Raw genomic sequence first — 25029 nt, forward strand, 5'->3', positions numbered from 1 at the left:
ATTTCGCAGATCAAACCGGCTCAAGGCACGGCCCGAACCCGGACCGTCCGCGAATAGGGAGCACGGTCGCCTTCATGATCGCCGGCACCGGATGCCCGGAGGAACCGGGCAATCCGACGCCGGCGCTCAAGCGCTTATCCGAACAGGATTGCGACACGTCCGGGGAGTTGCAGGAAGTTTGCGAGCGACATTTGCGGTGTCAATCCGCCCACCCCTTCCGGCCAGGGATCGCGCAGCAGCAGTGTGTTGCCGTCGTTCTCGTAGCCGTAGACGACATAATAGTGGTAGGCGTTGCCGATCACGAAGATGCGGTTGTTATCGATTTCGGTTTTGACGGCCTGAGCGGTCAGGGGCACATTGAGGAAATGACCGCCGGTCGTCGCGTTGTCAAAAGCGTTCCATTGGGTTCTGACCAATTGCACGACCTGGCTATTCCGATTGGCTCCGTCATTTTCCAGTTGGTCTGTGGAAAGGTCGAGCGCCTGGGCGATTTGCAGGCGTTCCTGGACCGCGGGGTCGAGCGAAGCCAGCGCGAAGGTGCTCCGCCGGGCAATGTCGTATTGTGACACGGCGGGCAGGTTGCGAAAACTGCGAACCATCGCCTCCGCAGCGGCAAAGCACCATGCAGCCGAACCTTGCGGGACGAGTGGCGGCGGATGGAGAACTGTGGTCATTTCGAACTCCTTCTAGAAAACTTTGGCGATGAAGATGCGGCCTCGACCTGACACGGGCGGAAAATTCCGCAACCGCTGGGTCGAGCAGAGCATTCGCAGACGGCTCACGGCGTTTGCGGCGGTGGGCGCCCTCGGCATGCGGCAAGCATGCGGGCGCGGCGGCCCATGGTTGGTCTGGTCGTTTCCATGCTGGCTTCCTTTCGTCAGGAAGGGGAACAGGCATGCGAAGCTTGAGCGTGCGGTTAGCCGAAAGGCGCATCGGCGCTTGGCGCAGACGTGCATCGCAGGATGTTTTCCGGACTCAACTCGACGCGTTGCGCCGGCGAAGACGGGTTGAAGTCGATGACCTGAACATTGGTCTGCGCCTCGGCATCGATCGCCTCTCCGGCGGTATAGCTGCCGAACACCACCCAGCAGCGGTTTCGGTGAGGGATGAAGGCACCGAGGACATTGACGTTGAAATCCACGGTGTAGATGGGTGACTTTCCAAGCGCGATGCCGAGGTGGATCGGAAAGTCGAAGGTCGCATTGAGCTGACGGATCGTGAGTGCGCCCTGCGCACCTCCCGTTCTCAGGTTCTGGAAGGTCGGGGCACCAAAACTGTCGGACCCGAAGTCGATGAGGTTTTCGCGCTCGGGGTCCGCAGCGACATACTGGTAGGCGGTAAAGGTCGTGCGTCCGCCAAAGGTACCGCGTTCGCCCCAGATGAAGCCGACTTCGGTCGACCACGAGAAGCGCACCTGAGTGCCGGGTGCCGCCGGACGCGCAAGCCACGCCAGGCATGCCGGCCCCGTCGGACCGGGGGCTGACGGCGGAACCTGGTAGAGCGCGAAGCTGCCATGCAAACTCGAATTGTTGACGCAGGTAAGCCTATACTCGGACATATCGGGTCTCCCTGAGCGGTGAGAGGAAGAGGCGGCGGCTGGTTTCAGCCGCCGCCCGCGGCGTCACGAAACCGAGATCAGGTTGTCGAGACCGAGCAGCGCCGTGCGCGACGTCAGGGCACCGCCATAGGTGACTTCGACCGCGCCGGTGACGTCTTCGATGTCGATGACATCGCCGGTTTCATAGTTGCCGAAGATCACCCAGTAGTTGGGATGCGGGGAGAAGACCGCCGTCATGTTCGGCGCCGCCTGGACCGCGAAGGTGCCGGAACCGGCCATGCCGATACCGACGGAGGTGCGGTTGGGCGCGACGTTCGAAAGCTGCTGGATCGTCAGCGAGCCGAGAGCGCCGTTGACGCTCGGATTGACGAAGGTCGTCGCACCGGCCGAGTCCTGGGTCAGCTGGATCAGGTTCTGGCCGTTGGGATCTGCCGAGCGCACCTGTGTTGCCGAGAAGTTGATGCCCGGCTGCAGCACGCCGGTCTCCGACCAGACGAAGCTGTAGTCGAGACCCCAGGTAAAGGTCACGCGGCTTCCCGGCGCGGTCGGACGAGCGAACCAGGCGAGTGAGAACACGTTGCCGGGCGTCGTCGTCGGCGGCGCTTTCTGAAAGACGGCGAAGCTACCGGTCAGCTGCGAGTTGTTCACGCATGTCAAAGAGTATGACGTCATCGGTGTTACCTTTCGTTTCTGGATTAGCGCCCGGGATCACATGGTGGCCGGCACCGCCTCCGGGGCTGAAGCGGCGCCGACCAGCCCCTCGCTGCCCGCTCAAGGGGAAGGGACAAAAGGGCAGCGAGGGGGATTGCCCGACGAGGCAGGTATCGCCGGGCAAGTTCGTGGAAACGTCAGCCCGTCTGGACGATCAGGTTGTCCGGTCCGACTTTGATCTGCGCGCTGGCGGCGCTGGCGCCACTCGATGCGAACATGACCGTCGATCCCTGATCGACATCGGAAATTGCAGGTGGCGGATAGGTGCAGGCCGTGCCGAAGACCACGGTGACCGTCCGCGACAGGTCCGGCTCGAGGATCAACGGGCCCATCCCGGCCGGCGGTGCAAGTAGGATTGCAGCGGGACCGACGACAAGGCCGACCAGGCTGGCCGGCGGGACGCTGAGATCGAAATCGACCTCGACCGAATTCGCCGGCCCTCCAGTAGAAACTGCTATGGCATAGGTGCCATTCGCAAAGGTGACGGTGGCCTTGCCTCCGAGTGTCACCGGGGTCTTTTCAGCCGTTGCGGGGTCGCCTTTGCCGTTGCCGGCAATCGCCAGGAGGGCCAAGGCGCCGCTCCCGCCGTTCCAGGTGAGCGTCGTCTCCTCTTGACCTGACCTCGTCACGTTGGAGATTAGGGCAGTCAGCACCTGCACGCTGACTGCGGGGCTCTTGAGCGGCGGCGGAAAGACGCTGAAATATGAAACGCCCGCGACGCTCGATCCATTCGTTGCGCTCAGCGTGAACGTGGTCGGAGTTGCTGGAGGCGGGGTATCACCCGGCGCGGTGGAGGCTTGATCTGCGATCTGCTTCGACATGCCAGAGATCCCTTTTCACGAGCCATCCGGCTCTGCAATTCACTCTCTATGGGTGCAAAAAATAGCAACATCCCCATTGGCTGTCTTTGGGTGAGCATCCCAAAAACTTGGACGACCGTCCCAGCGGGCTCATATGCTCCTCAGTTCCGTTATCCATTCAGAGAAAGAGGTTCCGAGCGTAAACGGCAGCAGAATACCCCCTAGAGTTGCGCCTTCTCTGTTCCGCGCCTGGTCACGGGCCGCGCGTGGAGAAAGGCCGAAGGCCTGCCGGAACAGGCGGCTGAAATGCGCCTCGTCGGCAAACCCCATGTCGAAGGCGATGTCGCCGATGCGACGGTCGGCGTGGCGGGGATCGCACAATGCAAACAGGGATCGGCGCAGCCGGCGCCTGCGGATGTAGGTTTCAACGCCGCCCGTCATCTCGAATTGCCGGAACAACTGGCTGCGGGAAACGCCGAGCTCGCGCGCGAGCCGGGCGGTGGTGAGGTCGCGATGATGCAGATTGTCTTCGATGTGGCGGCGCAGGCGGCGACCAAGATCACCGCTACGGCCGCCCGGCTTGCCGCCATCTGCGGGACCAAGGCACGCCAGAAGATCCGGGATGATCGACCCGAGCGACGTGAGTTCGTTGGCACCGAAGCGGAGTGCCGCGTCGGCCAAGGCCTGGACGACGCCTGAAACGAAGACGGCGATCGCGCTGCCATGGGATAGAATGCGCCCAGAGATCGGCTGTGGGGGCGCGACAGCGGCCGGCAGCAGTGCCCGCGGCACGATCAGGTGAACGGTTTCTGCCGCCCGCATGGAAAAGGCCACGGGCGTTGACAGATCGGAGACGGCCACATCGCCCGGTCGAAGGCGCCTCAGCCGTGGCGCGGTCAATCCAATGCGCCCACCGATCACGCACGAAATGACGATGTGGTCGAGATCATCGCGGGCGAGACGCAAATCGGTGCGCCGATATCGCCCACCGTCAGCATTGCTGCGGCAAAGCAGAAAGGCCCCGAAATGATGAACGACGAGGTTCGCCCGAAATGCTGCCGGTGGCAGATGTTTCGCTGGCGCGCTTTCGAACAGGATGTCGAGAACGGATCGCCAGGCTTCGAAGGGAGCATCCCTGCCGGAGGTTGCAAAACGGAAACTGGGGTACGGGTCTGGTCTACCCGTCTGGCGCGGCAACTCTGTGGTTGTCTCGCTCACTCCGCTCCCTTTGGTTGCATGACGTGAAAGAGATGCGACTTTTACTCTAGTTCGCGAAGAGGAGAAGAGCGGCTTCCGTTCGACAGCGCTAATGCATTCTAAAGTCGGATCGACGCGGATTTCTAAGCGCTGGCCCAGCTTGGGTCAGATCGTCTCTTGGCACCTCGGCAGAGCCGGTCACCCTGCCCAGCACGGACCATGCGGAACGGCTAGCCGCCGCGCCGTTTTCCTCAAACGGTGCGGCGGCTGGCCTGGCGGTAGTGGTCGTGTTGGTCGAGGCGTTTCCTGCATGCCCCGGGGAGGTCGACTTCGGATGGTAAGCCCGGAACTGCGCCCGGGTGTCCCGATTGCGGACATCGACGTTGCGAAGGAGCTCAGTGTCCGCTCTTCGTTCAAACCGCCTGTTCGAAATCCGTCGAAACGGAAACCGTGCGCCACCGGGCAAGAAGGTCGCGATCCGAAGCGTGCTTGGCTTCGATCGCAGCCACCGTGTCGCTGCCAAGCGGAAGCCGGACCGGCGGCTGCTCCGTATCGACGAACGAGATCAGCACGTCGGCAAGCCTGTCGGGGTTGCCCGGCTGGTTATGGCTGATCTCCTTCGCTTTGCTGCGAACGGCACCTGCAGTTTCCGCATAATCGCTGATCTCGATCGGGCTGACGCTCAGCGACGTCGAGTCGAGAAAATCCGTGCGGAAGTAGCCGGGCTCGATCGCCGTCGCATAAATCCCGAGCGGCGCGAGTTCCGCCGCCAGCGCCTCGGTCAGTCCCTCGACGGCAAACTTCGTCGAGCAGTAGACGCCGAAACCAGGGCCGCTGCGGTAGCCGCCGACGGATGAGAAGTTGAGGATCCGCCCATCGCGCTGGCGGCGCATGTGCGGCAGGACCGCGCGGGTGACCGCCAGAAGTCCGAAGACGTTGGTCCGATAGAGCGCTTCGATCTCGGAGCCGGTCGCTTCCTCGACTGCGCCCAGCAGACCGTAGCCGGCATTGTTGACCAGGACATCGATACGCCCGAAGCGCGCGATCGCCTGGCCCACAGCCTGATGCGCCTGTGCCTCGTCGGTGACGTCCAGCGCAACGGCCAGGAGATTGGGATGGTCCCCGAAGCGGTCCGCGATTGCCTTCGGATTGCGCGCCGTCGCGACCACCTGATCGCCCTTGGCCAGGGCCTTTTCAACGATAAGAGCACCAAATCCACGGGATGCGCCAGTGATGAACCACGTATGCATGTGAACCTCCGGTTTGTTTCGCCGCTCCATCGTCGGCGGCTGAAGAGGTTGTACTGCGAGACATCTACTGAGATAATCGACTGGATTCTCGTTGAGCTGATGAGAGATTTTCATCAATGCGAACCATATCGCCGTCCGACCTGTCACCTTTCTTGGCGCTTGCCCGCCACCAGAGCTTCCGCCGTGCGGCAGACGAGATCGGCTGCACGCCATCCGCGCTCAGCCATGCCTTGAAGGCACTGGAGGAGCGCCTGGACGTTCGGCTCTTCAACCGGACCACCCGCAGCGTCGCACTGACCGAAGCGGGGGAACTTCTGCTCGCCCGTGTCGCGCCCGCCTTCCGCGACATCGAGGACGCGCTTGACGACCTCAACAATTTTCGGGGGGCGCCGATCGGGCGGCTGAGGTTCAACACGGCACGCGCTTCGGCAAAAATGGTGCTACTGCCCCTCGTCGCGCGATTTCTCGAAAGTCATCCGAAGGTCAACATCGAGATCGTGGTCGACAACGATCTGGTCGACATGGTGTCGGAGGGTTTCGACGCCGGCGTTCGCTTCGGCGAGATAGTCGCGCAGGACATGATCGCCGTGCCGATCGGTCCGCGCCAGCGTACCGCGATCGTGGCAACACCGTCCTTATTTGAGCGCCACGCAAGGCCGACCACGCCCGAGCATCTGAAGGCGCTGCCTTGCATCGGGTTGCGCTTTGGCAGCGGACGCCTCTACGCCTGGGAGTTCGAGCGGGGCGGTGTCGAAGTTCAGGTCGAGGTGACCGGTTCCCTGATCGTCGACGACCAGGACATGATGGTCGACGCTGCCCTTCTCGGCGCGGGGATAGGCTTTGCCTTCGAGGACCAGGTGCGCGCGCTGATCGACGAAGGCAAGCTGGTTCGCGTGCTTGAAGACTGGTGCCCCTACTATAGCGGTTTCTATCTTTATTATCCGAACCGGCGGCAAATGCCGGCAGCACTCAGGGCATTCGTCGATTTCGCCAGGGTCCGGGACAGGTCAACGCGCTGAGGTAGAGGTCGCCCAAGCTGTCCGCGTAATGTCCGTGCAACCTCCTGTTTACAATCGTCTCCGCACGGTTTTACTGGCATCGGTTTTTGCCGCGTCAAAACAAGCGTCAGCCGAACGGCGTAGCCGGTCCAACAAACATGGTGCGGATGGTGTGGAAGCTCTGGCCACGGTCTCTCAAGCAACGTCTCATCGCGCACCTGCTGGTCCTGCAGCTGGCGGTGCTTCTCGCGTTCGGCCTGTCCTTCGTCACGCTGCTCGTGGTCGCTGACGAAGGCGGCGCGCTCGTCAGTCCTGCCCCGGTCGAGACGGCATTCCGCGCGATCAAGCGGGGCGCTAGCGGCAAGCTCGAACTTGCTGACACCGCGGACCTGGCGCGCGTTCATCGCGAACAACCGCATTTCTGGTTCATCGCGCGCAGCGACAGGAGTGAAATCGTCCAGTCCGGCGACGTGCCGGAGATCTACCGCGGCATGACGGTGGCGCTCGACCGGATGACCTATTCGGACATCCGCGACGACGGCCCGCCATCGAATTATCTTGCCGTCATCCGGCGCATGACAAACGAGGAAGGCAGCTTCACCGTATTCGGACAGGGAACGCTGCTGAGCCAACCTTCGCTCATTTTTTCCTTCTCGCGCCTGTTCGTCGCGCCGATGTTGGTGCTGCTTGCGCTCGTCACGATCTTTTCGGTGCCCCGCATCGTCAACCGGGCGATCCGGGGCATCTCCGATCTCGCGCGCGAAACGGACGAGATCGACATGACGCACCGAAGCCACCGGCTGGCCGAAACGGCGGTGCCGAGCGAGGTCCGTCCGCTTGTGCGCAGCATCAACAGCGCGCTCCACCGGCTCGATCAATCCTACGGCCAACACCAGCGCTTCATCCTCGACGCCGCCCATGAGTTGCGAACGCCCGTGGCCATTCTTCAGGCGCGTCTCGACCTGCTCGCCTCCGGGCCGGAGCGCGACCGGCTGATCTCCGACTGCGAGAGGATATCGGCGCTCGCCGAACAGCTGCTCGACCTGCAGCGGCTGGAAGCCAGTGCCAGGCCGTTCACGTCCGTCGACCTCGTCGCGCTCTGCCGCAACGTCGCCGCGGACCTCGCTCCGCTCGCCATCGACGAGGGCTACGATCTGTCGTTCGAGCAGAACACGGAGCAGTCGATGATGCAGGGTGACGCGGTCTCGCTCGAGCGCGCGGTTACCAATCTCGTCCAGAACGCGATCGAGCATGCGGGAAACCAGGGCGTGATCGTCGTGCGGGTCGAGCCGGACGGCGTGATCGAAGTCAGCGACGACGGGCCTGGCATTCCGGAGGCGGAACGCGAGCGCGTCTTTGAGGCTTTCTACCGCCTCAAGCCACGGGAACGCGGGGCTGGTCTTGGCCTCAATCTCGTTCTGCAGATCGCCGAGCGACACAATGGCCGTGTGAGCATCCTGACCGCCCCGAGCGGAGGCGCCTGCTTCCGGCTGGCCTTCCAAGGCGCGCGCATCTGAGCTGCAATCCACGGTATTTCAACTAATGGGTTTGAACGTCGTGCGCGTGAAAGCCGTCCGGAAAGCGGCCAAAATGGGCCTTTTCGACGAAAGAAAATCGATCTGGGGTCTATTTCGGCGGTTGGAAAGCAAAATTTAACCATACTTCTCCATCTTTTGTCCATCAGTCGTCAAGAAGGGGACAATCCAGAAATCGCGCAGCGGCGTTCGCTCGCCGGGGTGAGAGCCTTTGTGAGATTTTCTGGCTTGATTTGCGTTGTTGAGTAAGATCATTCGCCCACAGTCTTTGCACCGTCTGTTGCGCCCATTGCTGATCACTTGCTGCGGCACCGCCCTCGTCGGCGCGGCTGCGTGGTCGCTTGTCGGCATGGCCGCGATCGGCAATTCCTACGCGCATGGTTCCGGCCGCCTGCTGCCGAAGCCGCAGCTGCATTTGGCTGAGAAGACCAAGGAGCGCGTCTGGGACAAGCACGCCAGAACCAACCAGGCGACGCGGCTCGTAGCCGCCGCCGCGGCGCAGCCGGTCATGGTCGCAAGCCTCGCTCCCAGCGAGGCGAGGTTCGCGTCCGATCCGCTGTTCCCGATGGACGCGGAAACGATCGGCAAAAGTGCCCGGATCGCAGCTGCGGTGAAAAAGGCCGTGCTGGCGTCCGAGAAAGTCGCAAGCAACTCCACCCCCCCAACCGAGGCCCACCGTCAGGCCGTAACGATTGGCCTGCCGGCGCCGGAACGCTTCGCGCCGATCGCCAGCGTTGCCGCGGCCAAGAATCCGGTCCAACTCGCCTACGCCACGCCCTCCCAGAGCCACGTGGAAGGCAGCGCCTTCTCCGCTTTGTTGACGGCGCCGTCCGAGGACGATCTCGCCGAACAGCCGGACCAGGACCAAGACGAGACTGAAGACACGGCCGCCCTGCCGAGCCATGAGGACACGCCCTCGGTCGGTCCTATGCCGCAATTCCGCCCCCGCACCGCGCAGGCGGAAAAGCCGCCTGTCGAAGACGAAAAACCTGCCACCAAGCAGGCGGAAGCCGCGGCGGTGAAAAAGGAAGAAGAGACCGCCAAGGCAGACGAAGACGAAGCGCCGAAGAAGCAGAAGCTTGCCTATGCGCGGCCGGAAGATCCGACCGAAAACAGTGCCGGCACCGGCTTCGGCCAGGCGCTGCGCAACATGTTTGGCGGCGGAGCGAAAGCCGGCAACGGCGTCGCCGTCTACGACATCACCGCTGCCAAGGTCTATATGCCTGACGGCAGCGTGCTCGAGGCCCATTCCGGTATCGGCAAGATGGCTGACAACCCGCGCTACGTCGACGTCAAGATGACCGGGCCGACACCGCCGCACACCTATAATCTCAGGATGCGCGAAACCCGTTTCCACGGGGTCGAGGCGATCCGCATGCTGCCGGTCGACGGACGGAACAAGCACGGCCGCGACGGCTTCCTGACGCATAGCTACCTGCTGCGCGGCAAGCGCGCGGAATCCCATGGATGCGTCGCCTTCGCCGACTATCCCCGGTTCCTCACCGCTTTCAAGCAGGGCAAGGTCAAGCAGATCGTCGTGGTGCCGAGCGGCGGACGCGCGGCCGGCATGCGCCTGGCACAGAACGGCCGGAACTCCTGAGCGGAGCCGGCCAACGGTCGGATTGCGGGCAGCCGGCGGTAAAGGTCTTTCGCTGACGAGGAACGGGCACTAAGATCCGGGCCTCGACAGGAGCGAGAACGAAGAGGACCGGGAGCCCGCCATGTGCCGAAACATCAAACCCCTATTCAATTTCGAGCCGCCGGCGACGAACGCCGAGGTGCATGACGCTGCACTGCAGTTCGTGCGCAAGCTGAGCGGAACCAACAAGCCGTCCAAGCGGAACGAAGCCGCGTTCGAGCATGCCGTCAATTCGATTGCTGCATGCGCGCAGGAACTGCTCGACGCACTCGAGACGCCACAGCCCCCACGCAACCGCGAGGAAGAAGCCGCCAAGGCGCGCGCGCGGAACGCCCTCCGCTTCGCCTGACGGCGGCCGGAGCCCGCTGCGGCTTCCTGCCTGTGAATCCTGGCCGCCGCCCGCGTCACAAGCTGCGGACACCCTCGTCGGCTTCCACGCTCAACCTATATCGCAAACACCGTTGCGCGACGCAGCGTCACGTAGCCGGTGTCGCCGGCCTTCACGATCCGCTCCGGCTCAAGGTCCAGTTCCAACGGCACCCCGCGCTCGGTCGTCGCGACCACCCGCCGCCCGCCCGGACGATCCATCACCCGGCTGATGTTGGCAGCGATGCCGGGACCTCCGATCACCCAATCGAGATCGACCGGCCGGGCGTAAAGCTCGGCCTTGCCGTCGGCGATCCCTGCAGCATCGATGACCGCGCCATCGGCATAGGCCCGACCATCGCGCACTTCGGCGGGCAGCATGTTGGCATCGCCGAGGAACTTCATGACGAAGGCTGATTTTGGCTCGCGGCAGACCTCCTCCGGCGTTCCCTGTTGAACGATGTGGCCATCCTTCAGGATCACCACGCGGTCGGCGAGGTCGAGCGCCTCCTCCTGGTCGTGAGTGACGAAGAGTGTGGTGATGCCGAGCTCACTATGGATTTCGCGCAGCCAGCGCCGAAGCTCACGCCGGACATTGGCATCAAGTGCGCCGAAAGGCTCGTCCAGCAGCAATACCTTTGGATCGACGGCGAGCGCGCGGGCAAGTGCGACGCGCTGGCGCTGACCGCCGGAGATCTGCGCCGGAAACCGTTCGCCGAGCCCTTCGAGGCGAACCAGGCGCAACAGTTCAGCGACCCGCGCATGGATGGTCGCCTTGTCGCGCTTGACCTTCGAGACCTCCATGCCGAAGGCGATGTTCTGCGCCACGGTCATGTGCGGGAAAAGCGCGTAGTGCTGGAACACGAAGCCGACGCCGCGATCGCGCACCGGTATGTCGGTCGCATCCTGGTCGCCGAAATAGATGTGGCCGCCATCGGCGAATTCGAGGCCGGCAACCATGCGCAATATCGTCGTCTTGCCGGAGCCGGAGGGCCCAAGCAGTGCGACGAGCTCGCCGCTCTCGATCTCCAGGGACACGTCCTTGACGGCACGGAAGGTTTGGAAAGTCTTGACGACGTGGTCAAGGCGGATCTTCATGATGCATTCTCCGCGGAATTGGCAACTGGGCGGACGCGGCCCGCCCCTTGGCGCTCCAGAGCGACCTTGGCGATGATGGTGAAGACGGCGATGAGCGCCAGAATGGACGCAGACGCAAAAGCGCCCGCCGCCTGATAATCGTGATAGAGCAGTTCGATATGGAGCGGCAGGGTGTTGGTCTGGCCACGAATGTTGCCCGACACGACCGAAACCGCGCCGAACTCGCCCATCACGCGCGCATTGCAAAGGACGACGCCGTAGAACAGCGCCCATTTGATGTTGGGCAACGTCACCGAGAAGAAGGTGCGAAAGCCGGAAGCGCCGAGGGAAACGGCCGCCTCTTCGAGGTCCCTCCCCTGCGCCTGCATCAGCGGAATGAGTTCGCGGGCGACGAACGGCGCGGTGACGAACATCGAGGCGAGCACGATGCCGGGAATGGCAAACAGGATCTTGATGCCATAGGCATCGAGCGTCGGGCCAAACAGGCCCTGCAGCCCGTAGACGAAGAGATAGGCAACGCCCGCGACGATCGGCGAAACCGAGAACGGGATCTCGATCACCACCAGCAGGAAACCCTTGCCGCGGAAATCGAACTTGGTCATCGCCCAGGCAGCGGCCACGCCGAAGGCGGTGTTGACCGGCACGGCGATCAGCGCCGCAAGCACGGTAAGCATGATCGCATGGCGCGTGTCGGGATGCAGGATCGTGTCGCGATAGACCTGCCAGCCCTTGGCAAAGGCCTCGACGCCGATGATCAGCAGAGGCGCGAGGATCAGGAACGCGCCGATGATCAGCACGATGCCGATCAGGGCGCGGCGGAACAAGGGGCCGTCACCGACCCGCGGCAGCGTGCGTGCGGTCTTTTTGAAACGCATGGTCAGGACCTCCGCGTATAGCGCAGCGCCCGCGCCTGCAGCCAGTTGGTCACGGCGAGCATGAGGAAGGCCGTCAGCAGCAGCACGGACGCGATCGCCGCCGCCGCCTGATAGTCGTATTCCTCCAGCCGAATGAAGATCAGCAGCGCGGTGATCTCGGTCGACATCGGCTGATTGCCGGCGATGAAGATGATCGCACCGAACTCGCCGAGCGAGCGGGCGAAGGACAGGGAGACGCCGGCGAGAAGTGCTGGTGTCAAGAGCGGTAGGATAACCTTGCGGAAGATCGCGATATCCGAGCCGCCAAGCGACTGGGCCGCCTCCTCCAGCGCCGGATCGAGATCCTCCAGCACCGGCTGCACAGTGCGCACGATGAAGGGCAGCGAGGTGAAGCACATGGCGATCATGATGCCGATAGGGGTATAGGCGACCTTGATGCCGTAGTCCTCGAGGATCGAGCCGAACACGCCGTTGGTCGTGAACAGTGCGGTCAGCGAAATACCGGCAACGGCCGTCGGCAAAGCGAACGGCAAGTCGACCATGGCATCGACGATGCGGCGCCCCGGGAAGCGGTAGCGCACCAGGACCCAGGCGAGCGCCAAGCCGAAGAAGAGATTGAAGAGCGTCGCGCCAAGCGCGGCCGTCACGGTGACGCGATAGCTTGCGAGCGCCCGCGGCGACGAGACGATCTGCCAGTAATCGAGAGGGCCGAGGCTCGCCGCCTTGAACACGAGGGCTGCCAGCGGCAGAACGACGATCAGGCTCACATAGAGCAGCGTCACCCCCAGCGACAGGCGTAACCCGGGCAGGACATTGCGTCTCAAGCGTTCATTTCCTTGTCATGTCATGGTGAAACCCGGCAGACGGTTCGTCTGCCGGGCTGATTGATTGCGAGGTCAAAAAACGATCAGCGGCTGCCGTAGAGCTTGTCCAGGATGCCGTCGGACGCGAAGTGCTCGGACTGGATCTTGCTCCATCCGCCAAAGACGTCGTCGACATTGACGAGGCGAATGTCCGGGAACTGCGCCTTGAATTCGCCGGCAACCTTCTCGTTGCGAACGCGATGGCCGAATTCAGCAGCGATGCGCTGGCCTTCCTCGGTATAGAGGAAGTCGAGATAGGTCTTGGCGAGCGCTTGCGTGCCGTGTTTCTCGGCAACCTTGTCGACGACTGCGACCGGGAATTCAGCAAGCAGGCTGACCGACGGGATCACGGCTTCAACCTTGTCGGCACCATACTGCTTCGCGATGCTGCGGGTCTCGGCCTCGAAGGTGATCAGGACGTCGCCGGTTTCGCGCTCGACGAAGGTCGTGGTCGAGGCGCGGCCGCCGGTGTCGAACACCGGAACGTTGTCGAAGATCTTGGTGATGTAGGCCTCGATCTTCGCCTCGTCGCCCTCATAGGCCTCCTTGGCCCAGGCATAGGCCGCCAGATAGGTGTAGCGCGCATTGCCCGAGGTCTTCGGATTGGGGAAGACGGCGTGAACGTCGTCACGGGCAAGGTCGGACCAGTCCTTGATGTTCTTCGGGTTGCCCTTGCGCACCAGGAAGGACGGGAAGGAATAGAACGGCGAGGCATTGTTCGGGAACGCCTTCGCCCAGTCCTTGGAGACAAAGCCGTTCTTGGCCAGGAACTCGATATCGGTGGTCTGGTTGAAGGTGACGACGTCGGCTTCCAGGCCTTCAAGGATCGAGCGGGCCTGCTTCGACGTACCGGCATGCGACTGGTCGATCGTCACGCCCGGATGCTGCTTGATGAAGGCCTCGTTCTCGGCCACGAAGAGTTCGCGCGAAACGTCGTAGGAGGCGTTGAGAAGCTTCGTCGGCTCCTGTGCCAGCGCAGGGGTCACAAAATGCGCGACAAGGGTGGCGCCGAGAATGAGGAGGCGTTTCATGCAATTCTCCGGTGTTGATGCTGCCTGAGAACCTATCGGCGGGCGTGCGGCGACGCGAGGGAACGCGAACCCTGGTTGTGCCAAGCGTTAGAAATTTCGTCTCGTTTCCACCCTGTATCGCGGAGTTTTTGCCTCAGCTTTCTCAAGGCAACCAACAGCTTACAGCCAGGGACCGAAGCGTCAGGTCTCGTCCGCCCCTTGCATCCATTGCGGGATGTCCCGCTTGGCATGCAGCACGCGCCACACGTCGATATGGTCGGCCTGCGGACGGTAAAAGACGATGTAGGGATATGTCCTCAACCCGATGCTGCGCAGATCGGGGAGTGTCAATTCGTAGGCATATCGCAACGATCCGGCCTCCGGATGGGTGCCGATCAGGTCGTACGCGGCCTGAAGCGCGTCGATAAATCCGAGAGCGACGTCCGGCCCCGCCTCGGTTGCGTAAAAATCGATGGCCGCGTCGACATCGTTGCGGGCCAATTCGCGTGGAATGATCGGCTTGCCGCTCACTTCGGCCGTCGGCCGCCAACCCGGTCACGCAAGCCGGCAAAATAGTCGGCGTCGGCAGGCTCGGCCTGCGCGGAGGCGGCGCCGTCGAGCAACAGCCGGCGCAGATTGAGCCGATCCTGATCCCGGCGGATCAACTCCCGGATATACTCGCTGCTCGTCCCATAGCCTCGCCCGGCGACCTGCTCATCGACGAAGCTTTTCAGATGCTGCGGAAGGGATATGTTCATCGTGCTCATGGGGGAAGATTAGCGACCATGGCAAAATTTGGCAAGGATGACGGCTTTGTGGTCCATCTCAAGCTCGCGCTCGCGACGGAAAGTCATTCCGGCGCCACCGATCTGGCATTCTGGGGACTAGATACATCCCTGGCGCTTTGACTAGATAGGCGTTCACGGCAGGGTTGGCGATTCGATGACGATATACTTCAAGGCAGGAATTTCCGATGAAACGGCGCTCGGGATGATCGAGCGGTGTTTCTCCGATGCGAACGATTATGACGGCTATCTCGACATTTTTGCCGACTACACCGAAAAGACCGTCTCGTGGAGCAAGGGCAGATCTGTCGAGGAGTTCAAGGACCAGATCACCGAAGCGCTGCGCGCGGCCTGGGAAGCTTCGCCCTTCTGGCAGGTCTATGAGCGCCGCGAAGAGCGGGACGACGCTGGCACCAACGAAATTCGAAGGGCAGCGATCGCGCTGACCCGCACCTATGGCGGCGTGGTCGTGATCACCCTCAGCCTGCTTGGAAGGCGTAGCAGCGCGAATGACCTCGAACTGGTGTTCGTCTGTTTCCAGGAAGATGCGCAACGCCGGAATTTCCGGGTGCGTTATGACGGGAAGTTCATTCCGTCCCTGAATGCCTGACGCCCACCCCCGGGCATGGAGACGAAGGGCGATGACAACCGACTATGATGCCGATGACGCCTTCGCCCTGATCGTTGCAAGCTTTCGCCAGGTGACCGGCAAGGCGCTGGTCGACCATCCGTTCGACGGCCGCTGGCTCTACGAGAGCGCACCCTTCGCGCTTTTGGCGCACGACCGGTCGGAGGACCCGCGCTTCTTCTACGCCAACAAAACCGCCCAGGCCTGCTTCGGCTACACCTGGCAGGAGTTCATCGGCATGCCGTCGCGCCTCTCGGCCGAGGCGCCGAACCGCGAGGAACGGCAGCGTCTTTTAGACAGCGTCTCCACCAAGGGCTTCATCAATAACTATCGCGGCCTTCGGATCGCGAAATCCGGACGCCGCTTCTGGATCGAGAACGCCATCGTCTGGCAGTTGGTGCGCGCCAACGGCGAACATGCCGGCCAGGCCGCCATGTTCCACAGCTGGAAGGATCTGTAAGCGCACCGCCCAAGGCGGAGGGTGCGCCCCCGTCTGCTTCCTCTCAATTCAAAAGCCGGACCAGTGCCAAAGCGACGCCGGGCGACAGCGTGATGATCGCCAATCGGATGAGGTCGGCAATGACGAAGGGCATGACGCCGCGGTAAGTCTGCACGATCGGGACATCCGTCGCCAGCTTGTTGATGATGAAGACGTTGAGGCCGATCGGCGGAGCGGAAAGGCCGATGCCGACGACGATGAGGACGAGAATGCCGAACCAGATGGCGACATCCTCGGTCGGCATGCCCAGATCCAGCGTCAGGATGATCGGAATGAAGACCGGCAGCGTCAGCAGGATCATCGCCAATTCATCCATGACGGCGCCAAGCACGAGGTAGGTGACGAGCATTCCGCAAATGACGACATAGGGCGGCAGGCCCGACTGTCCGACCATTGCGGCAAGCGTCGCCGGCATCTGCGTCAGCGCCAGAAACGCGCCGAAGACTTCCGCGCCGAGCAGGATCAGGAAGATCATTCCGCTGGTTTCGGCCGTTTGCAGCAGGGCGTTTTTCAGGGCGCCGAGGCTCAAGGTCCTTTGCAGCAGGCCGACCAGCAGTGTTACGGCAGCCCCCACCGCGGCACCTTCCGTCGGCGTGAACACCTCGCCATAGATGCCGCCGACCACCGTGACGGCGACGGCCGCCGCCGGCACGATCGCAAAGTCCGCAGCCAGCAGCAGCAGGCCGAATATCGCCAGCAAGATCCCGCCGACCGTCCCGAGCAAGCCGACCAGCCAACCGATGACGCCACCGGCCAGAATGACCAGCCCCAGCGGCCTCGCCCAAAACGGACGAGGCGTTCGAACCGTCTCGGTCGCCGTCACCGGCGGCGCGAGATCGGGCCTGCGCCGAACGACGATCGCAATCGCGATCAGGTAGAAGGCGGCCGCCAATAGCCCCGGCACCAGGGCTGCCTGAAACAGCTTGGCGATGTTCTGCTCGGCGGTGATCGCATAGACCACCAGGATGACGGATGGCGGAATGAGGATGCCGAGGGTGCCTCCGGCGGCAATCGTCCCGGTGCCAAGCCCGACATCGACCCGGGCTCGGCGCAATTCCGGGAGCGCCGCGCGTCCGAAGGTCGCCGTGGTCGCGACCGACGAGCCGCAGATCGCGCCGAACCCGGTGCAGGCGGCGATGACCGCCATCGGCATTCCGCCCTTGAAGCGTCCGAAGCCCCGCTCGGCGACGCGAAACAGCGTTGCGGCAATGCCCGACTGCTCGGCGAGCGCGCCCATCAGGATGAAGAGCGGGATGACCGAAAGCGTGTAGCTGGCAAACTGGCTATAGGTGTTGGTCTGCAGATAGTAGACCAGCGCATGCGGGCCGGAGAGATAGGCATAGCCGGCAGCACCGACCGCAAGCATGGCAAGAGCGATCGGCATCCGGATGGCGATCAAGAGCAGCATGGCCGCAAAGCCGACGAAGGCAATGGCAAAACCGCTCATCGGCCGCCTCCAATTTTCAAGAGGGAAACGGAAAGTCCGATGACGGCCGCGAGCGCCGCCAGCGCGGCACAGGTCAGATAGACCGGCCAGATCGGCCAGGGCAGCTGGATGAGGGTCGTCCCGTATCCCCTCGCCTCCAGGCCACCGGTAAACAGCCCCCAGGCAAAAAACGCCAGGCAGCCGGCCAAAAGCAGGTCCCACAGGCCGTCGATGACCCGGGTGACGCGTGCAGGAAGAGCCAGCGTGAAGGTATCGACGGCAATGTGGCCATTGCGGGCCTGCGTGTATGCGAGAAAGGAGAAGGCGGCGACACCGACCGCCACCTCCACCAGTTCGTAATCGGCCGGCACCGGCCGATTGAACAGCCAGCGGCCCAGCACGCTGACAGTGACTAGTCCCGCCGCAAGGCAAAGAAGCGTGCCGCCGATGAGTGCCAAACCGGCCGCAAGGCGTTCGACTTCCCTGCGGCGCGGCACCCTCGCCGCGTCCTCGTATCCTACGTCTTCCATTGTTGGGGCCTCGAGCTGTTGGTTCTTGCAGAGGCGCGTTCAGGCGCCACGTTCAGGCGAGTGCGGCCGGCAGTGCGCTCAGGCGCCCGAATATTTCTGGACAAGCGCCTGTGCTGCGGCGATCAGCGCCTTGCCGTCGAGGTCCTTAGCCTTCATGTCCTCGATCCACTTGTCGTGGACGGGCCTGGTCGCCTCCACCCACTTCGCTTTTTCGTCCTCGCTGATCGTGCTGATTGTGCCTTCTCCGGATGCCTCGATCGCGGCGCGCACTTCTGCGCCGACACTGTCCCACATCTCGCCGGCCTTCTTGGCGAAGGCCATGCCACTGTTGGCGTCCAGCACGGCCCTGAGGTCGGCCGGCAATGCCTCGTACTTGCTCTTGTTCATCGCCAGGAAGAAGGTCGCGGTATAGAGCGTCGGCGAGCCCGGGATCTCGGTGTGGAACTTGGTGAGCTCGTTCACCTTGATCGAGGGAACCACTTCCCACGGGAGTACGCAGCCGTCGATCGACCGTTGGGCCAGTGCTTCCGGCACCTGCGGAATGGGCATGCCGACCGGCGTCGCACCCAGTGCCGCCAGTGCCTCACCGGCAAGGCGTGTGGGATTGCGAAGCTTGAGCCCGGCGAGGTCCGCACTGGACTTCACTTCCTTGTTGGTGTGGATCAGGCCCTGGTCGTGCGCCCAGAAGCACAGGAGCTGGGTGTCGCCGGTTTCCTTCAGCACATGCGTCTGGCCATATTCCTGGCAGGCCTGTGCGTTGACGGTCGCCTCCTTGGCGGCGACGAACGGCAGTTCGAACACTTCGGTGGATGGGAAGCGTCCAGGCGTGTTGCCGGGCAAGGTCCAGACGATGTCGACGACGCCGTTCGACGCCTGATCGTAGAGCTGCGGCGGCTTTCCGCCGAGCTGCATGGCCGGGAAGATGTCAACCTTCAGCGCGCCACCGCTTTGGTCTGCCAGCGATTTCGCCCACGGCGTCAACAGCCGCTGATGAACGTTGGATGCCGGCGGCAGGAAATGGTGCAGTTTCAGCGTGATAGTTTCCTGGGCGCGCGCCACACCCAGTTTCAGAACGAAGGGCGCGGCAAGCATAGCGCCGCCGGACTTCATCAAATTCCGTCTGTTCAGTTTCATAGGTTCCTCCCTGTCGACCCCATATTCACGCGCGGCGAACATCGCATGCCTGCGCCTGATCCTTCACGTCACATGAAGGTTATCCGGCGGGCAGATCTCCCCGGTCGCTTGAAACTTCCCTTTGCTCCTCATCGGAAAGCCTCAATCCATTAACATGTTAAGTTTATTTTGAACCGACTGTCAAGCGACGACATCGGGCAACAAGGCCGCGCCACGTGACCGCCGGGACACGTCCTCGTGAACGTGCCGGATCGAGCTTTCGTTTAAGGATTCAAGCCTGAAGCGCGCAAGCACACGGGGCCCGCGAAAAGGCGCGTGAAGGTGTCGATCGCGAGCCCTTGCGCCTGGAGATGATATCAGAGCGTGAGCGTCTGCACGGTCCCCGCATATTCGCAGTCGAGCTCCCAATCGGCGCCAACCTGGCGGACTTGGAGGAAGGTCGCGCCGTCACCGGCAGCCGGCCGGGTCGCATCGACGATGCAGCGATAGCGCTTGGCCTTGTAGTCGAACTCGAACGTCTCCTGCTCGACGATATCCTGGTCTATTCCGTTTGCGAAAGGATAGGGCGCGTACATCGCGGCCGTATGGATCGAATGCACGGTCGTGATCGGCGTGCCGTCCATTTCCGTCAGTCGGGCCGTTGCGATGCAGCCCCGGTGTTCGTCACCGGAGAGGAGCACGACATGCTTGATCTTTCCGGCGGCGATGACGCCGAGCACATCGCGCAGACTGTTCGGATAGCCGTCCCAGCCATCGGAACGCAGCGCACTCAGATTGTCCGGACTGAGGCTGGCATCGCGCTGGATCGCCCGGCGATGACGCGGCAGGAACATCGATGGCGACGCGATGAATTTCGGGCCTGCGCCCGCAAGCCACGCCACAAGCTTGCCCATCGTCTGGCCGGCGGCCAGCCCCGGATCGAACAGGGTCGCGTTGGCAAGCCCGGCGCCGACCTTGCGGTGCGTTCTTTCTGTCCGGGTGTCGAGCAGGAAAAAGTGAAAGCCGTCGTAGTCGAAGGTGTTGTGCTGAACGTTCAGCTTGGTGTCCTGTCCACGCTGGTACTTCTCGAAAGCCGCAAAACCATCCTTCTTCAGCTTTGCATTCGAATCGATGTCTTTCGGAGACGCCAGCGGCTCCCAATTGTCGTCAATCTCGTGGTCGTCCAGAAGCATGAACGACGGGATGCGGCGCAACACCTCGCGCACGTTGCGTTCGCGCAGCCACGCCTCGTAAGGCAGGCGATACCGGTCGTCGTTTGTCGCCGGATCATAGAGCCCGGCGGTCGGATCGACATAGACCTGATCGCCGACGAAGAGAGCGAACTTCGGCTGGATCCCCGCCCCTGCCCCGATCCTGTCGGCAACGCGACCGTAGGAGCGATAGGCAACCTTGCCGTCGATGAAACCGGCCGGGTACTGGCACGAGCCCAGAACGAAGCTGGTACCGGCGGGCGAAGGGAGCGCCGCAGGAACGAGCGGAGAATCATAAGGGATCACGCCGTCCATCAGCCCCCGATCCTGCTCGATGAGGTTTTCCAGCGCCGCATCGCCCATCAGGAAGTTGAGCGTCATCGACGTACTGGCAGACGCCGTTGACTGCGGAACCGCGTCAACCGTCAAATTCGTCGTCGGTGTCATGCCCTTGTAGACAAGGCGGTTCGGCGAGAATTTTGTCACCTTGCCCGGATTGATGTCGGGCAATGGCGCCTTCATCGCATCCGATATTGCGCTCGATATCTGTTCGAAGCGCTCGTAGCGCAAATCTTGCAGCTTCTCTTCCGGGTTCGCGTTCGAATGCCGAAGGTCTGCTCGGTAGACGACACCGTCCTTGGCTAGTGCATAGTATTGGGCTTTTACCGCCCCGGGAGGCGCCAGAGTATCTTCCTCCGCGTAGGCGAGCAGGACGAGCAACGCGTTTCCCGGATAGTTCGGATCATACCCCGGCATTGACGTTGGAAGCGGCGCCTTGAATGCGTCCCAGCGATTGTCACGCAACTCCGGCGACCAGTAGACCATCATGTGGCTGGTGACATAGGGCAGATCCCAGGGCAGGCCATCGGGGCGAAGAATATCGTCCCCACTTAGTTGGACACGCAGCATGATCACGCCCTCGGTCTGGCGGAGCGCTGGCAGCGAACCGAGGCGAATGACAAGGTCGCCGAGTTCCTCCGTGATGATCGGCCCGATCCAGGGCGGGTAGGCCGTCATCGTGGTGGCCGCGGCGACCGGCTGCTGCGTTATGTTCTTGTCGAGAAATGCTTCGATCTTCTGCAAGGTCGCGTATCGCGTCGTTCCGATAAGCGCGTCCTGGTGGCCGGCACCCGGGTTGAGATAGGGTTCCAGGTAGACACGCCCCGCATCGTCGAAGACGCGGCGCATGCGGTCGACGGTCGCGGGATCCGTCAGACCGTTGCCCGATCCGTGGACGCTGAAGGTGGGGAATTTCCAATTATCCCGCAGGAGTTCCCGCGACACCAGCCGGTTTTGCCCCCTGTAGTCGGTGAGCATGGCGTTGCGCACGAAATGCACCGTCGTGGAAACCGTATTGAGGCTGAGCGCGCCGAAATGCTCGTTGATGAAGCGCAGCATCTCCGGCTCCATGTTGGCGACGTTGAAGTCGCGTCCATAGAGCGCGTCCATCCGGTGCCGGGTCCTCGTCCACGGCGTCCGCTTCCAGGGCCAAACCGGGTTTTCAACGTCGAATTCCTCGACCGGGTAAGGAAGCGTCGACAGCACGCGGTCCCAGAGGTCGTCGGCGAGCGTCGGTTTATCCGGATTGAAGCTGTAGCTGTCAGGCAGGAAGCCGAGAAGGTAGCGCACCGCATAGGCGCGGAAGATGTTGGCGGGCGTGAAGACCACCAGCGGACCGACCTGTGTGAAGGCCACCCGATCGACGAGATCGGTAATCTTGCCCTCCAGCGTGGCGATGCTGAAAACCATCGTGCCCATGCAATGGGCGATGACGTCGAGCTTCGGCGCGCCGGTCTGTGTGGCGATCGTCCGCAAGACCAAGGGCACGTCTTCCTTGCCAATTTCGTCGAAGCTCCAGGCAGCACTTGCGGTCGGGTGCGCCGGGCTGGTTCTGAGGTCAGCGATCCAGACCTCACGCCCCGTCTTCCAGAAATGGCTGGCGAAGTTGGGATTGACGGCGTGGTGGGCAAAGGTTGTCCCGCCGGCGCTGTATCCGTGGATCATCACCAGCGGCCGCTTCGTCGTGCCGGGATGGGGATAGCGGGTCAGCAGGACTTTCCCGAGAACCGGCGGGCCGCCGAGTTGAGGCTTGGTCGTTCCGACGACGAGCGTCTGTCGCTGCGCTGCGACCGTGCCGCCTCCCTTGATCTTCAACTGCGCCGGCGGGCGGAAATCCACCACGTCGTTCGCCGGGTCCTTGTCCTTGTCGGGCGCACGGAAACTCCAGATATGCATGCCCAAAAGCAGCCGGAGAAAATACCCGACGAAAGTCAGAAGCGCTCCGATCGCGGCGACGCCGTCGCGCTGTTCCGTGATGCGCACGAGCGGCACGCCGATGCGGGCGAGATAGTCGAGGTCAAGCGTCAGCACGCGGCCGCCGGACGCGGCCTCCAACCCCGGAAATTGCTCCAGCGCGACTTCCATGAGCTGACGCCAGGGATTGGAGCGCCGATCATAGGTGAAGCGCTTGGTGCCGACGATCCGGTCGCCCACAAGGGAGATGCCGCCGGTGATCGGGTCCGGCGTGCCGATCTTCAGATCATAGACGAAGGCGCGGATTTCGCCGGACCGGCTGGCGATGGCAAGACCCGAGCGGACGCGCTCAAGGAAGCCGGGCCCACCGTCGCCATCGACGATCGCCTGATAACTGTCGCGCAGGCCGCGATTGAGCACCCAGGCCTTGCCGGCACGCCAGATCCTGCCGCCGACCCACGTCGACTGGCGCTCGAGGACCCGCAGGCTGCCGGTCAGGGGCGCGGTAAAGGTGGCGATCGCCTCGAGCTTCTGCTCCTTCAGGCCGGCAGGCGCCCATGTCTGGTGGAGATTGTCCCACTGGTCCGCAGGAAAGATGCGGATCATGCTTCGGGCCAGCGGCGCAGTGGCATCGGTCGCGACTTCAAGAGTTCCATCGCCGCCATTGCTTGGCGCAAGATCGGCCAATGCTTTCGGTTTGAAACGCAGCGTGAGCTCGACAACTCTCGTTTCAGCGGCTGCCCCGGCCGCTGAAAACCTGACCCGGCCGGCAAGGCGCTCGATGATCTCGGCATCGGCATCAGGGGCCGATGCGGCGGCATCGGTTTCACGAAACACCGGGCGAACCAAGGCAAGGCCGGGCGCAGCAGGAGCCGGGGCGACATAACCCCAGGCTGCTGCGAGCATTTCGGAGGCGCGCAGGGCCACTGCCGCAATGGTGAGCGCCGGATTGGTGCCAAGCGCCGTCGGAATGATCGAGCCGTCGAGAACCACAAGACCATTGTGGAAGTCGTTCGGCAATTCCGATTTGAAGACGCGCCCCAGATGGTCGACGACGCCCGTCCCGCCGGTGTTGCCCATTACGCAGCCGCCGAGCGGGTGCACGGTCGTGAGCGGACCGCGCTTGTTCTGCAGCAGCCAGTTCAGGCTGGCTGGAAGAAGCTTCCAGACGGGATTGGCGATGATGCGACCGCCCGTATTCTTCGCCAGCCGCGCCAGCGCCTCGACCTCGCTGTCGAAGACCGGCTGGGACGGCAGGTCGTCCCAGCGCATCCGCGCGGTGCCGTCGTTGTCGTCGGAAGCCGAACCATCCAGTTCCATACGCCCGGCGGCGCCGTCATCGGCCATGACGGCATAGACGGCGGAATGTTCTATCCTGCCGGTCGGCGCCACATAGGCGTCATCATCGGGGAAGCCCCGCGTGTGCGTCGACCAGTCGATCCGGTCGAGGCCGTGAAGCGTGTTGAGCGTCGCAAAGATCTCGGTAAAGGCGAGGCGCAGGCCGGCTGGAACAGAGAGCTCCTCGATCAGAACACCGGCCGTTTTTCGAGGATCGAGCACGCCGGTGATCGTGGGGCCGATCGCACGCTTGGAGGGCTGCACGGCCTCGTCCGAGACGGTATTGACCGGATTTGATGTGGCATAATCGGTCACCAGCATGTCGCCATTGGTCGAGCAGTGATTGCCAAAATGCACGGAGAGGCTGAGGCCCTTGGCCTGTGAGCGCTTCAGGATTTCGAACGAGCCGAGCGTGCCTGCCGCCAGCACGACCTTGCCTGCGCGCACCTGCAGCACCTCGCGGTCGCGTGCACGCAGGGCCGCGTCGGTGTAGACGCAATCGACGATCCAGTTGCCGCCGTCCGGCTTGACGCTGAGCACGGTCGCGCCACTGAAGATCTCCGCCTCGTTGCTTAGCGCCGTGACGAGCAGGTTGACGTCGAGCGAGTTCTTTGCGCCGAAATTGCAGCCTGTCGCACAGTCGCCGCAGCGCACGCATTTATTGAGCCTGACATTTCCTGAGCTCACCGTGTCGGTCATCGCGACCGTAATCGCCGCCTCGCGAAAACCTGTCGTTGCGATGTTGCGGAAGGATTTGTGTTTCTGGGGTATGCCGTCGGGATGCTTCGAGATGGAGTTCGGGACGCCGTTTGCGGTGCCACCCAGAAGCTCGCTTGCACGCTCATAGTACTGCCGCCAGGTCGTCAGGTCCTTGAGGTCATCGGGCCAACGCGTGTGAAACACGTTCCCGTCGGGAACTTCCATGACCCCGGCATTGATCAGCGAACCGCCACCGACACCGTTTGCGACCACCGTGACGACCTCCGGGCCGATCCGTACGTCGACCAATCCCTCCTTGTTGCGATCGCGGCGGATATGGCGGGGCAGCTCGGCAAGGCCCGTCGGAAACGAGCCCGGCAGATACTCCTTGCCACGCTCGAGCACCCCGACCTTGACCGGGGCGCCCCCCTTCGTGCGGCCGGCCATGGTGGCGGCAGCGATCGCGCCGCCATAGCCACTGCCGACGATGAGGACGTCGAAGTGAAGTGCGGCTGGCGCCTTTCGAACCCGGTCGACCAGCCTCTCGAAACCCTGGGAAATCCAGGCTGTGTGAGAGGTGTTGTCGAAATCAGCGCCGGCCATGGTCGCCTCCCGGACGTTGGTCTCGGGCACGAGGCGGGTATCCG

At 63.0% G+C, this 25029-nt stretch carries 23 protein-coding genes; 7 read left to right on the forward strand and 16 right to left on the reverse strand.

Annotated elements, in window-relative coordinates:
* Positions 1-134: 134 nt before the first annotated feature.
* The 6 genes from M2267_RS13875 to M2267_RS13900 form a co-directional block, all read right to left on the reverse strand.
* Positions 135-674 (reverse strand): papain-like cysteine protease family protein, encoded by a 540-nt coding sequence (locus M2267_RS13875; protein ID WP_043612001.1) that lies wholly within the window; start codon positions 672-674, stop codon positions 135-137.
* A 242-nt stretch (positions 675-916) separates the two neighbouring features.
* Positions 917-1558, reverse strand: coding sequence for a hypothetical protein (locus M2267_RS13880; RefSeq protein ID WP_429115029.1), 642 nt, complete (start codon positions 1556-1558; stop codon positions 917-919).
* Between the two features lie 63 nt (positions 1559-1621).
* The gene (locus tag M2267_RS13885; RefSeq protein WP_043612005.1) at positions 1622-2230 is read right to left on the reverse strand and encodes a hypothetical protein; all 609 of its coding nucleotides are present in this window, start codon (positions 2228-2230) and stop codon (positions 1622-1624) included.
* 176 nt (positions 2231-2406) lie between these two features.
* Entirely contained in the window at positions 2407-3090 is a 684-nt protein-coding gene (locus tag M2267_RS13890) for a hypothetical protein (protein WP_429115030.1), read from the reverse strand.
* Between the two features lie 129 nt (positions 3091-3219).
* Positions 3220-4287, reverse strand: coding sequence for a helix-turn-helix domain-containing protein (locus M2267_RS13895; RefSeq protein ID WP_429115031.1), 1068 nt, complete (start codon positions 4285-4287; stop codon positions 3220-3222).
* A 392-nt stretch (positions 4288-4679) separates the two neighbouring features.
* Positions 4680-5516, reverse strand: coding sequence for an oxidoreductase (locus M2267_RS13900; protein WP_429115032.1), 837 nt, complete (start codon positions 5514-5516; stop codon positions 4680-4682).
* A 116-nt stretch (positions 5517-5632) separates the two neighbouring features.
* Here M2267_RS13900 and M2267_RS13905 point away from each other — a divergent pair, with 116 nt between their 5' ends.
* The 4 genes from M2267_RS13905 to M2267_RS13920 all read left to right on the forward strand — a co-directional run bounded on the left by M2267_RS13905 (position 5633) and on the right by M2267_RS13920 (position 10037).
* Positions 5633-6535, forward strand: a complete 903-nt coding sequence (locus M2267_RS13905; protein WP_429115033.1) for a LysR family transcriptional regulator — start codon at positions 5633-5635, stop codon at positions 6533-6535.
* Positions 6536-6681: 146 nt separating this feature from the next.
* The gene (locus M2267_RS13910) at positions 6682-8031 is read left to right on the forward strand and encodes a sensor histidine kinase (RefSeq protein WP_429115034.1); all 1350 of its coding nucleotides are present in this window, start codon (positions 6682-6684) and stop codon (positions 8029-8031) included.
* 307 nt (positions 8032-8338) lie between these two features.
* Complete coding sequence (locus M2267_RS13915; protein WP_429115035.1) at positions 8339-9649, forward strand: tlde1 domain-containing protein; 1311 nt, start codon at positions 8339-8341, stop codon at positions 9647-9649.
* A 121-nt stretch (positions 9650-9770) separates the two neighbouring features.
* The gene (locus M2267_RS13920) at positions 9771-10037 is read left to right on the forward strand and encodes a DUF2277 domain-containing protein (protein ID WP_429115036.1); all 267 of its coding nucleotides are present in this window, start codon (positions 9771-9773) and stop codon (positions 10035-10037) included.
* 95 nt (positions 10038-10132) lie between these two features.
* Here the strand turns inward: M2267_RS13920 and M2267_RS13925 are convergent, their stop codons facing one another.
* From M2267_RS13925 to M2267_RS13950, 6 genes are all read right to left on the reverse strand, one after another.
* Positions 10133-11152, reverse strand: coding sequence for a sulfate/molybdate ABC transporter ATP-binding protein (locus tag M2267_RS13925; protein ID WP_429115037.1), 1020 nt, complete (start codon positions 11150-11152; stop codon positions 10133-10135).
* On the reverse strand, positions 11149-12027 hold the full coding sequence (cysW, locus tag M2267_RS13930; protein WP_429115038.1) for a sulfate ABC transporter permease subunit CysW: 879 nt from the start codon (positions 12025-12027) through the stop codon (positions 11149-11151). The genes M2267_RS13925 and cysW overlap by 4 nt, the downstream gene beginning before the upstream one ends.
* A 2-nt stretch (positions 12028-12029) precedes the next feature.
* Complete coding sequence (gene cysT / locus M2267_RS13935) at positions 12030-12851, reverse strand: sulfate ABC transporter permease subunit CysT (RefSeq protein WP_043612026.1); 822 nt, start codon at positions 12849-12851, stop codon at positions 12030-12032.
* An 83-nt stretch (positions 12852-12934) separates the two neighbouring features.
* The gene (gene cysP, locus M2267_RS13940; RefSeq protein WP_192448457.1) at positions 12935-13921 is read right to left on the reverse strand and encodes a thiosulfate ABC transporter substrate-binding protein CysP; all 987 of its coding nucleotides are present in this window, start codon (positions 13919-13921) and stop codon (positions 12935-12937) included.
* A gap of 180 nt (positions 13922-14101) precedes the next feature.
* A complete protein-coding gene (locus M2267_RS13945) occupies positions 14102-14431 on the reverse strand; it encodes a type II toxin-antitoxin system RelE/ParE family toxin (RefSeq protein ID WP_429115039.1) in 330 nt (109 codons plus the stop codon).
* Positions 14428-14667, reverse strand: a complete 240-nt coding sequence (locus M2267_RS13950) for a type II toxin-antitoxin system ParD family antitoxin (RefSeq protein ID WP_429115040.1) — start codon at positions 14665-14667, stop codon at positions 14428-14430. The genes M2267_RS13945 and M2267_RS13950 overlap by 4 nt, the downstream gene beginning before the upstream one ends.
* Positions 14668-14685: 18 nt before the next feature.
* On the opposite strand from M2267_RS13950, the gene M2267_RS13955 reads away from it, so the two are divergent.
* From M2267_RS13955 to M2267_RS13965, 3 genes are read left to right on the forward strand one after another with little or no spacing between them, the layout of a single operon-like run.
* Positions 14686-14808 carry a hypothetical protein gene (locus M2267_RS13955; protein ID WP_429115041.1) on the forward strand — a complete coding sequence of 41 codons (123 nt, stop codon included), beginning with the start codon at positions 14686-14688 and terminating at the stop codon, positions 14806-14808.
* A 34-nt stretch (positions 14809-14842) separates the two neighbouring features.
* Positions 14843-15295, forward strand: coding sequence for a hypothetical protein (locus M2267_RS13960; RefSeq protein WP_043612036.1), 453 nt, complete (start codon positions 14843-14845; stop codon positions 15293-15295).
* Between the two features lie 31 nt (positions 15296-15326).
* Complete coding sequence (locus M2267_RS13965; RefSeq protein WP_429115042.1) at positions 15327-15773, forward strand: MEKHLA domain-containing protein; 447 nt, start codon at positions 15327-15329, stop codon at positions 15771-15773.
* Between the two features lie 43 nt (positions 15774-15816).
* Here the strand turns inward: M2267_RS13965 and M2267_RS13970 are convergent, their stop codons facing one another.
* The 4 genes from M2267_RS13970 to M2267_RS13985 all read right to left on the reverse strand — a co-directional run bounded on the left by M2267_RS13970 (position 15817) and on the right by M2267_RS13985 (position 25015).
* Positions 15817-17259 (reverse strand): TRAP transporter large permease, encoded by a 1443-nt coding sequence (locus M2267_RS13970; RefSeq protein WP_429115043.1) that lies wholly within the window; start codon positions 17257-17259, stop codon positions 15817-15819.
* Complete coding sequence (locus tag M2267_RS13975; RefSeq protein WP_429115044.1) at positions 17256-17768, reverse strand: TRAP transporter small permease; 513 nt, start codon at positions 17766-17768, stop codon at positions 17256-17258. The genes M2267_RS13970 and M2267_RS13975 overlap by 4 nt, the downstream gene beginning before the upstream one ends.
* A gap of 78 nt (positions 17769-17846) precedes the next feature.
* On the reverse strand, positions 17847-18902 hold the full coding sequence (locus M2267_RS13980) for a TRAP transporter substrate-binding protein (RefSeq protein WP_429115045.1): 1056 nt from the start codon (positions 18900-18902) through the stop codon (positions 17847-17849).
* A gap of 356 nt (positions 18903-19258) precedes the next feature.
* Positions 19259-25015: an alpha/beta fold hydrolase gene (locus M2267_RS13985; protein ID WP_429115046.1), complete on the reverse strand. Its 5757-nt coding sequence runs from the start codon at positions 25013-25015 to the stop codon at positions 19259-19261.
* Positions 25016-25029: the final 14 nt, after the last annotated feature.

The organism is Ensifer sp. KUDG1 (assembly GCF_050434285.1).
Classification (GTDB): Bacteria; Pseudomonadota; Alphaproteobacteria; order Rhizobiales; family Rhizobiaceae; genus Ensifer.